The following is a 9,731-nucleotide window of genomic DNA, read 5'->3' as shown; positions in this document are numbered from 1 at the left end:
GGGAGGGGGCGTGGCTGAGCTGCTGCTCGACCCCTTCTTCCTGCGCGCCCTGGCCGCCGGCCTGGGCGTGGCGCTGGTGACCGGCCCCCTGGGCAGCTTCGTGGTCTGGCGGCGGATGGCCTACTTCGGCGACACCCTCTCGCACTCGGCGCTGCTCGGCATCGCCCTGGGCTTCCTGCTCGGCATCAACCTCAACCTCGGGATCCTGCTGGTCTGCGCCGCGGTGGCCGTGCTGCTCGTCGCCGTGCGCCACCGCCAGGGGCTGGCCAGCGACACGGTCCTCGGCATCCTCGCCCACAGCTCGCTGTCGCTGGGGCTGGTGGCCATCGCCTTCACCGAGGGGCTGCGCGTGGACCTGATGGGCTACCTCTTCGGCGACATCCTGGCGGTCGGCACCGCGGACCTCTACTGGATCTTCGGCGGCGGGGCCGTGGTCCTGGGCGGGCTGCTCGCCGTCTGGCGGCCGCTGCTCTCGGCGACCCTCCACGAGGAGCTCGCCCGGGTCGAGGGGGTGCGCACGCTGGCGGTGCAGCTGGCCTTCATGGGGCTGGTGGCGCTGACCATCGCCCTGGCCATGCAGATCATCGGCATCCTGCTGGTGACCTCGATGCTGATCATCCCGGCGGCGGCGGCCCGCGCCTTCGCCCGCACCCCGGAGCAGATGGCCGCCGTGGCGGCGCTCATCGGCGGCCTGGCGGTGCTCGGCGGCCTGGCCGGCGCCTTCCGCTGGGACCTGCCCGCCGGCCCGTCGATCGTGGTGGCCGCGGCCCTGCTCTTTACGGCGACGACGCTGCTGCCCCGGGCCTACCGGCCGTAGAGGGCCTGCGGGTCGATCTCGGGGGCCTCGGCGACGACCACGCGCTCGCCGCGCAGGGCGTTGTAGAAGCAGCTGCGCCGGCCGGTATGGCACGCCGGCCCCTGCTGGTCGACGCGCAGCAGGACGGTGTCGCCGTCGCAGTCGAGGCGCAGCTCCACCAGCCGCTGGACCTGCCCCGAGGACTCCCCCTTGCGCCAGAGCTTGCCCCGCGAGCGCGAGTAGTAGCACGCCCGGCCGGTGGCCACGGTCTCCTCGAGGGCCTCGCGGCTGACCCAGGCGAGCATGAGGACCTCGCCGGTGTCGTGCTGCTGCGCGATGGCCGGCAGCAGGCCGGCCTCGTTGAAGGGCAGCCGCTCGAGCAGCTCCGCCCAGGGCAGGCCCTCGCCGACGGCTGCGGTCTCGTTACGCTCTATCATCAGGGGTACTATAGGGATTGCACCGTTCAACGCCTAGTCTGTCTTCGCCTGCGAGGGTTAATCAGCAGTGACCGAGCCGATCGATACCCTGGAGCGCCACCACGAGCTCGCCCGGGCGCTGGCGGATCCCGCTCGCTATCCGTGGCCGGTGGAGTCGGTCGAGCGCATCGAGACCCACATCTCCACCGTCCTGCTCGCCGGCGCGTACGTCGTCAAGCTCAAGAAGCCTGTGGACCTGGGCTTCCTCGACTTCACCGGCCTGGAGCGCCGGCGCCACTACTGCGACGAGGAGATCCGGCTCAACGGCCGCCTGGCCCCGGAGATCTACCTGCGCCGGGCGGCGATCACCGGCTCGGCGGCGGCGCCGCAGATCGACGGCGACGGCCCGGCGATCGAGCACGCCGTGCTCATGCGCCGCTTCCCCGAGGGCGAGCTGATGGACCGGCTGCTCCGCGAGGGCCGGCTGCCGAGGGGGGCCATCCACAAGCTCGCCGAGGCCGTGGCCCGGTTCCACGGCCGGATCCCGGCCGCCCCGGCGGCGAGCGAGTACGGCCGGCCCGAGGCCGTGGCCGCGCCGGTGCGCGGCAACTTCACCCAGCTGGCGCAGCTCGGCGCCGCCAGCGGCATCCGCGCCGAGCTGCGCGCCCTGGAGCGCTGGAGCGAGGCGCAGCTCCAGCGCCTGGAGGGGGCGCTGGAGCGCCGCCGGGAGGCCGGCATGGTGCGCGAGTGCCACGGCGACCTGCACCTGGGGAATGTCGCCTGGCACGAGGGCGATGTGCTGATCTTCGACGGCATCGAGTTCGACCCGGCGCTGCGCTGGATCGACACCGCCAACGAGATCGCCTTCACGGTCATGGACCTCGACTTCCACGGCGCCTCGAAGCTGCGCCACCACTTCCTCAACCGCTACCTGGAGCTCAGCGGCGACTACACGGCCCTCGAGGTGCTGCCCTTCTACGCGGCCTACCGCGCCCTGGTGCGGGCGAAGATCAACGCCTTCGAGGCCGAGCAGGGCGGGGGGCCGGCGCCGCGCGAGGAGATGCAGGAGCACGTGCGCCTGGCGCGCTCCTACACCGAGCCGGCGACGCCGGAGCTGGTGATCACCTACGGCCTCTCGGGCTCGGGCAAGAGCACCCGCGCCCGGCGGCTGGTCGGCGAGCGCGGCTTCGTGCGCCTGCGCTCGGACGTCGAGCGCAAGCGCCTCTTCGGCCTCGACCCCCTGGCGCGCTCCGGCTCCGAGGTCGGCGCCGGGCTGTACACCGCCGAGGCCACGCAGCAGACCTACCGCCGGCTCCTCGAGCAGGCGCGCACGGCGCTGGCCGCCGGCTACTCGGCGGTGGTGGACGCCTCCTTCCTCGAGGCCGAGCGCCGCCGCCCCTTCCGCGCCCTCGCCGAGGAGGTCGGCTGCCGCTTCCGCATCCTCCACGTGCGCGCCGACGAGCAGACGCTGCGCCAGCGCCTGCGCAGCCGCGCCGCCAAGGGGCGCGACCCCTCCGAGGCCGACGAGGCGGTGCTCGACGCGCAGCTGCGCAGCGCCGAGCCGCCCACCGAGGAGGAGGCCGCCTTCGTCGAAACCGTCGACGTGGATCGGTAAGATACTCGCCCTTTAGCGGGGGCGCCGGCTCGGCGGTGGCCGGCGCAGGCCCCGGGCAGGGCGCCCGCCGCCCAACCCCAGCCGAGTGAGGAGCGATATGTCTGGAGTCCCGAGGCAAGGGGGAGAGCCCGTGACCGAGGTGCGCCAGCTCGCCGAGCACCTCGAGCGCGGCTGCCGTCCCCCGGAGCAGTGGCGGATCGGCACCGAGCACGAGAAGTTCGTCCACCGCCTGGAGGACTCCGCCCCCGTGCCCTACGAGGGGCCCCGCGGGATCGGCGCCTTCCTCGAGGGGCTGACGCGCTTCAGCTGGGAGCCGGTGCGCGAGGACGGCCAGATCATCGCCCTCAAGCGCGAGGGCGGCGCCTCCATCACCCTGGAGCCGGGCGGGCAGCTGGAGCTCTCCGGCGCGCCGCTGGAGAGCCTCCACGAGACCTGCGTCGAGGTCCGCGACCACCTCCGGCAGATGGACACCCTCTGCCGCGAGCTGCAGGTGGGGATGACCGGCTTCGGCTTCCACCCGATCTGGACCCGGGAGCAGATGCCGTGGATGCCCAAGGCGCGCTACGCCGTGATGCGCCGGTACATGGAGCGCGTCGGCACCCTGGGGCTGGACATGATGCTGCGCACCTGCACGGTGCAGGTGAACCTCGACTACGCGAGCGAGGCGGACATGGTCCGCAAGTTCCGGGTCGGCCAGGCGCTGCAGCCCATCGCCACGGCGCTGTTCGCCAACTCGCCGTTCACCGACGGCCGGCCCAACGGCTACCTCAGCTACCGCAGCCGGGTCTGGGAGGACACCGACCCGGACCGCTGCGGCATGCTCCCCTTCGTCTTCGAGCCGGGCATGGGCTTCGAGCGCTACGTCGAGTACGTCCTCGACGTGCCCATGTACTTCGTCTACCGCGACGGGCGCTACATCGACTGCGCCGGCGAGTCCTTCCGCGACTTCCTGGCCGGGCGCCTGCCGCAGCTGCCCGGCGAGCGGCCCACCCTCAGCGACTGGGACGACCACCTGAGCACCCTCTTCCCCGAGGTGCGCCTGAAGCAGTTCCTGGAGATGCGCGGCGCCGACGGCGGCCCCTGGCGCGGGCTCTGCGCCCTGCCGTCGCTGTGGACGGGGCTGCTCTACGACGACGCCGCCCTGTCGGCCGCCGAGGCGCTGACCCGCGACTGGCGCGTCGACGAGATCCTGGCCCTGCGCCACGAGGTCCCGCGCACCGCGCTGCAGACGCCCTTCCGCGGCACCACCGTCGGGGCGCTCGCCCGCGAGGTGCTCCAGATCGCCGCCGACGGGCTGCGCCGGCGCGCCCGCCTCGACGGCGACGGCGCCGACGAGCGCCGCCACCTGGACCGGCTCTGGGAGATCGTCGAGACCGGCCGGACGCCGGCCGAGGAGCTCCTCGAGCTCTACCGCGGCCGCTGGAACGGCTCGCTGGCGCCGATCTTCTCGGAGTACGCCTACTGAGCCCTAGGGCGCTGAGCGGGCCGGGGGCGCCCCGCTCTCCTATAGTCGGGGTATGAGGCTCTTCGCCCTGAGCGCCAGCCGCCCCTTCGGCGAGCGCGTGGCCCTCGCCCTCGGCACCCCGCTCGCCGCGCACGAGGAGCGCGACTTCGAGGACGGCGAGCACAAGGCCCGCCCCCTGGTCAGCGTGCGCGGCCACGACGTCTTCGTCCTCCAGGGGCTGGACGGCGGACCGGGGCAGGGGGTCAACGAGCGGCTCTGCCGGCTGCTGTTCTTCCTCGGCGCCGTGCGCGACGCCGGCGCCCGGCGGGTCACCGCCGTCACCCCGTACCTGGCCTACGCGCGCAAGGACCGGCGGACCAAGCGCCGGGACCCGGTGACGACGCGCTACGTGGCCGCGCTCCTCGAGGCCGTGGGCGCCGACGGCGTCATGGCCCTGGAGGTCCACAACCCCGCCGCCTTCCAGAACGCCCACCGCGGCCGCGCCTACGCCCTGGACACCCGGCGCCTCTTCGCCCGCCACGCCCGGGCCTACGCCGCCGACGGCCCGGTGGCCGTGGTCTCGCCGGACCCGGGGGGCGTCAAGCGCGCCCAGGGGCTCCAGGAGACGCTCCAGGCGCGCTGGGGCCAGGATATCGGGATGGCCTTCGTGGAGAAGCGCCGCAGCGCCGGGGTGGTCACCGGCTCCGCGCTGGTCGGCGAGGTGGCCGGGGCCACGGCGCTGGTGGTGGACGACCTGATCAGCACCGGCGGTACCGTGGTCCGTGCGGCGCAGGCCTGCCGGGAGCGGGGGGCACGGGCCGTCTACGCCCTGGCGGCCCACGGCCTGTTCGTCGGCGAGGCGGCCGAGGCGGTCCGCGACCCGCGCCTGGCCAAGGTGGCGGTCACCGACACGGTGCCGCCGAGCCGCCTGGCGCCGGCGGTGGTCCGTGAGCACGTGGATGTAGTCAGCGCGGCGCCGCTGTTCGCCGAGGCGATCCGGCGGGTCCACGAGGGCGGCTCGCTCACCGATCTCCTCGGGGGGCCAGCCTAGCGCAGGCGGCCTCGGCGAGCGCCAGGTAGCGGCGGGCCAGCGGCTGCCAGCGCTCCGGCTCCCGGGGCTCAGCGTCGAGCAGGTGGGCGAGGCTCAGCCGGGCGCGCAGGCAGGCGCGGTAGGCGGTGTAGAAGGCCAGCAGCGGCTCCGGCGGCCGCTCGCCGAGGGCCTCGGCGCAGCGCCCCACGAGGGCCGCCCCGATCCACGGGGCGCCCAGCTGCTCGCACTCCATGCCGAGGAAGGCCAGCTCGTCGAAGGGGTCCACCAGGCGCAGGGAGCGGCTGAACTCCAGGCAGTCGATGACCACCGGCGGCTCGCGCAGGCAGACGTGGCCCGGGCGCAGGTCGCCGTGGCCGTCCACCACCCACCCCTGCCGGGCCCGCGCCCCCAGCCGGCCCGTCGGGTCCGCGATGGCCTCGTCGAGGTGGCCGAGGACGGTGGCCACCGTCCGCCGCGGCAGGTCGAAGCGCGGGTCCTCGAGCACCGCGCGGTTGCGCTCGTGCTCCCGGGCGAACTGCGCCCGGTAGGCGGCCGCCGAGCGCCGCGCCGGCGGCCGGCCGCGGTAGAAGGCGCCGAGCCGCTCGGCGACCCCCGCCACCTGCGCGGCGGTCACCGTGCCGCCCGCGACGGCGGCGTCGAGCATCTGCTCCGGGGCCAGGCGCTGCATGACCACCAGGTGGTCCACCGTCCGCCCGTCGCCGTCGAGGCTCAGCCGGCCCGCCGCGTCCGCCCGCAGCTCGAGCAGGCCGAGGTAGACCTCGGGGGCGAGGCGCCGGTTGAGCCGGAGCTCCTCGCGGCAGAGGAAGGCCCGGACCGCCAGCGGGCGCCGGTCCCAGAAGGCGTTGCGGATCGGCTTCTTGAGCTTGTAGGCGCGCTCCCCGGCCAGGAAGACCCAGGACATGTGCGTCTCGTGGGCCACTACCGGCCCCGTGGCCGCGGGGTAGGTGTCGCGGCGGGCGAGGAAGGCCACCTTCTCGGCGAGCGTGACCCCGCTCCCCGCGGTCTCCGGCGGGCGCTGCGGCGGCTGACGTCCCATCTCCCCTCCGCTGCCTCGTGCGGGCGGTATCGAGCGAGCCGACCATCGGCTATAGGTAACCTATAGAGGCATCGGCGGCCCCTGGCCAACCCAGCGGGCGGCGCCTTGCGCGAGGAGGGCGAGCGACCGTGTTCAGCGACCGGATCGAGGCGGGGCAGAGACTGGGCGCGCGGCTGGCGGCGGCGGGCTACGAGCGCCCCGCCGTCTACGCGCTGCCCCGCGGCGGGGTGCCCGTGGCCCTCGAGGTGGCCCGGGCGCTGCAGGCGCCCCTCGACCTGGTCCTGGTGCGCAAGCTCGGGCTCCCCTACCAGCCGGAGCTCGCCCTGGGGGCGGTGGCGGAGGGGGAGCCGCCGGCGGTGTACATCAACGACCGCGTCTGGCGCTTCGCCGGCGTGAGCGACGGCGAGCTGGAGGCGGTCAAGCGCCGCGAGCTGGCGGAGCTGGAGCGGCGCCGGGCGCGCTACCTCGAGGGCCGTGAGCGGGTCAGCGCCACGGGCCGGACGGCCATCCTCGTCGACGACGGCATCGCCACCGGCGCCACGGCCCGGGTCGCCCTGCGCGCCCTGCGCGGCGCCCGGCCGCGGTGGCTGGTGCTGGCGACGCCGGTGGCCCCGCCGGAGACGGTCGAGGCGATGGCGCAGGAGGCCGACGAGGTCGTCTGCCTGGCCACGCCGGCCCCCTTCCACGCCATCAGCCTCTACTACCGGCGCTTCGAGCAGCTCACCGACGAGCAGGTCGTCGCGTACCTCGCCGAGGCCCCCGTGGAGGCCCCCGGCCCGCCGGCGGGGGAGGGGTGAGCGCCGGGCGGGCGCCCGCCCGGCGGGGCGGCGCTAGCCGGTGCGCTCGACCCTCTCCTTGAGCCGGTTCACGCCCAGCAGCTTGAGGGTGTACTTCTCGTAGAAGGGCTCGCTGGAGCCGCGGCGCAGCTTGCGCAGGAAGTACTTCTCGTAGGCGATCTTGGCCCAGTGGACCCACTTGCCCTTCTTGAACCAGGAGACGTTGCGCGGCGGGATCTGCGGCATGGCCAGGAAGGCGGCGCCGGTATCGCCGAAGTCGGCTAGGCACAGGGCGTTCCAGGTGCCCTGGGCGTCGGGGGTGCCGCCGGTGAGCTCGGCGCGGATGTTGTGGACGATGGCCGTGACCATGGACTCGATCATGTAGCCCGTCTTGGGCGCCCCCGTGGGCACCGGCGTGCTCTCCACAGGCGGGATGGCCAGGTCCACCCCGGCGGCGAAGATGTTCGAGTACGCCGGGCTGCGCTGGTACTCGTCCACCTTGACGAGCCCCTTGGGGTTGCACAGGTCGGGGACCGCGGCGACCGCGTCCACGCCCAGGAAGGAGGGCATCATCATGGAGAAGTGGAAGGGCAGCTCGTGCTCCTTCTTCACCGCGCCCTCGTCGTCGTGCTCGGCGACGTGCATGACCCCGTCCTCGACCTTGGTCACCGAGGTGTTGGTCATCCAGTTGATGTGGCGCTGGCGCAGCTCGTGCTCGAGCATGCCCTTGGAGTCGCCGACGCCGCCGAGGCCGAGGTGGCCGACGTAGGGCTCGCTGGTGACGAAGGTGATGGGGACGCGGTCGCGGAGCTTGCGCTTGGCCAGGTCGTGGTGGAGGACGCCGGCGAACTCGTAGGCCGGGCCGAAGCAGCTGACCCCCTGGGCCGCGCCGATGACCACCGGGCCGGGGTTCTCGAGGAGCCGCTGGTACGCCTCGTAGGCCTGCTCGGCGTGCTCGACGGTGCAGATCGACTGGGTGTGGCCGCCGTGGGGGCCGAAGCCCTCGATGGCGTCGAAGTTGAGCTTGGGGCCGGTGGTGATCACCAGGTAGTCGTAGGTGACCTGCTCGCCGTTGGCCAGGTGCAGCGTGCTCTTGTCCGCCTCGATCTGCTCCACCGGCTGCGCGATGAAGTGGATGCCCCGCTTCTCGACGTACTTGCGGATGGGCAGGGTGATGTCCTCGCGCTTGCGCCAGCCGACGGCCAGCCACGGGTTGGAGGGCACGAACTGGTAGTGCTCCGTGGCGTTGACCAGGGTGATGTCGTGCTCTTTGCCCAGGGCTGCCCGCATCTCGTAGCTGGCGGGGAAGCCGCCGAGTCCGGCACCGAGGATCACGATGTGGGCCATGGTGGACCTCCTTGTTGGGGGAGGGCCCGGTTGCGGGCGGGCCCTCCCGGGGCGCTCTTTGATCAATAGCAATTGCCTCAAGCTTTGCCCTCTGCCAGCGGTATCGTCAAGGAGCATGAGAAAAGGTTATCGACCGCGCCGCCTGCCCCGCGGCGGGCTCATCGGCGCCCCGCCGCCGGCGCCCCCTCGCGCCGGGCGGGGCTGCGACGTCGCGCCGCCCCCGGTGAGCGGTTCCGCCCCCCTCAGCCCCACTCCGCAAGGAGTAGGCTAAGATAGAAGAGAATGCCCGGAAGGGCGCAGCGGCACGGGGGTGAGCCTATGGGCGGCCGCAGCCTCTACACCCTGCTCTACGTCGCCGCCACCGCGATCTGCGTGGGGATCAGCGTCTACCTCTCCTACTTCGGCTACTACAGCCACCTGCAGGAGCTCGCCGGCCTCTTCGCCGTGCTGCTCGGGATCCTGCTCTTCGGCACGGACATGCTCCTGCGCCGCTTCCGCCTGGAGGGGCGCAGCCTCACCAAGCCGCTGCTCTTCTTCGCCGTCGTCGCCGCCTTCAGCGGGGCGAGCAACTACAACTTCCTCTACACCAACTTCATGGCCGACGACCTGGCCGAGCGGGTGGTCACCGAGCAGTTCGCGACCTTCCGCAGCGACCTCGTCGAGACCCGCCGCGCCCTGCAGGCCTCGCCGGCGGTCGCCGAGGTGCGCCGCGGGCGCCAGGCGCTGGAGCGGGCCCTCGAGAACCTGCGGGTGCAGGTCAACGACCCCCTGCGCCCCGGCTGCGGCGAGCGCTGCCGCTCCCACGTCAGCGCCATCTACCAGCGCCTCGGCGGCCCGCCGACCGAGCTGGCCATCCCGGCGGTGGACGCCGGCGCCGAGCGCACGGCGCGCTGGTACGAGAACTTCCGCCGGGCGGTGATCCAGGACTTCGAGAACGGCCAGATCCCCGAGCGCTACCACCGCGCGCGCGCCCTGATCGCGGAGATCGACGGGCTGCTCGAGCGCTACGACGACCCCTACGAGGCGCTGGCCGAGGCCGGCGAGCGCCGCGGCCGCGCCCTGGTGGAGGACCGCGACTACGCGGTGATCGGCGAGCTGCGCAACCGCTCCCGGGCGGTGGAGCGCCGGGCCAACGCCCTGCTGCCGGCGGGCAGCGAGGTCCGCCACGCCGCGATCACCTCGGATCTCGACAAGCTCGGCGAGATCCCCATCAGCCTCCGGGACGGCCTGATCGAGCGCCCCAACCCCGG

9 protein-coding genes are annotated in these 9,731 nt (G+C 73.7%); 6 read left to right on the top strand and 3 right to left on the bottom strand.

The window, feature by feature from the left end:
• The first annotated feature begins 10 nt into the window (after positions 1-10).
• On the top strand, positions 11-817 hold the full coding sequence (locus CKO13_RS08075) for a metal ABC transporter permease (RefSeq protein ID WP_200259237.1): 807 nt from the start codon (positions 11-13) through the stop codon (positions 815-817).
• Here the strand turns inward: CKO13_RS08075 and hisI are convergent.
• The gene (hisI, locus tag CKO13_RS08070; protein WP_200259234.1) at positions 805-1,233 is read right to left on the bottom strand and encodes a phosphoribosyl-AMP cyclohydrolase; all 429 of its coding nucleotides are present in this window, start codon (positions 1,231-1,233) and stop codon (positions 805-807) included. The two genes, CKO13_RS08075 and hisI, sit on opposite strands and share 13 nt — an antisense overlap.
• Before the next feature lie 67 nt (positions 1,234-1,300).
• Here hisI and CKO13_RS08065 point away from each other — a divergent pair, with 67 nt between their 5' ends.
• The 3 genes from CKO13_RS08065 (at position 1,301) to CKO13_RS08055 (ending at position 5,322) form a co-directional block, all read left to right on the top strand.
• On the top strand, positions 1,301-2,827 hold the full coding sequence (locus CKO13_RS08065) for an AAA family ATPase (RefSeq protein ID WP_200259231.1): 1,527 nt from the start codon (positions 1,301-1,303) through the stop codon (positions 2,825-2,827).
• Between the two features lie 130 nt (positions 2,828-2,957).
• Positions 2,958-4,292, top strand: coding sequence for a glutamate--cysteine ligase (locus CKO13_RS08060; protein ID WP_338034608.1), 1,335 nt, complete (start codon positions 2,958-2,960; stop codon positions 4,290-4,292).
• Between the two features lie 52 nt (positions 4,293-4,344).
• Positions 4,345-5,322, top strand: coding sequence for a ribose-phosphate diphosphokinase (locus CKO13_RS08055; protein ID WP_200259225.1), 978 nt, complete (start codon positions 4,345-4,347; stop codon positions 5,320-5,322).
• Here the strand turns inward: CKO13_RS08055 and CKO13_RS08050 are convergent.
• Complete coding sequence (locus CKO13_RS08050; RefSeq protein ID WP_200259222.1) at positions 5,294-6,358, bottom strand: hypothetical protein; 1,065 nt, start codon at positions 6,356-6,358, stop codon at positions 5,294-5,296. The genes CKO13_RS08055 and CKO13_RS08050 overlap by 29 nt on opposite strands.
• A 128-nt stretch (positions 6,359-6,486) precedes the next feature.
• On the opposite strand from CKO13_RS08050, the gene CKO13_RS08045 reads away from it, so the two are divergent.
• Positions 6,487-7,155 (top strand): phosphoribosyltransferase family protein, encoded by a 669-nt coding sequence (locus tag CKO13_RS08045; RefSeq protein ID WP_200259220.1) that lies wholly within the window; start codon positions 6,487-6,489, stop codon positions 7,153-7,155.
• A gap of 33 nt (positions 7,156-7,188) precedes the next feature.
• On the opposite strand, the gene CKO13_RS08040 is transcribed toward CKO13_RS08045, so the two are convergent.
• The gene (locus tag CKO13_RS08040; RefSeq protein ID WP_200259218.1) at positions 7,189-8,481 is read right to left on the bottom strand and encodes an NAD(P)/FAD-dependent oxidoreductase; all 1,293 of its coding nucleotides are present in this window, start codon (positions 8,479-8,481) and stop codon (positions 7,189-7,191) included.
• Positions 8,482-8,799: 318 nt separating this feature from the next.
• Here CKO13_RS08040 and CKO13_RS08035 point away from each other — a divergent pair.
• Positions 8,800-9,731 (top strand): rhomboid family intramembrane serine protease (locus CKO13_RS08035; RefSeq protein ID WP_200259216.1); only part of this gene is annotated, 932 nt, incomplete at its 3' end.

The organism is Halorhodospira neutriphila, from assembly GCF_016584055.1.
Taxonomy (GTDB): domain Bacteria; phylum Pseudomonadota; class Gammaproteobacteria; order Nitrococcales; family Halorhodospiraceae; genus Halorhodospira; species Halorhodospira neutriphila.
Note: the sequence above shows the minus strand (reverse complement) of the source record. Positions and strands in the feature narration are given on the sequence as shown.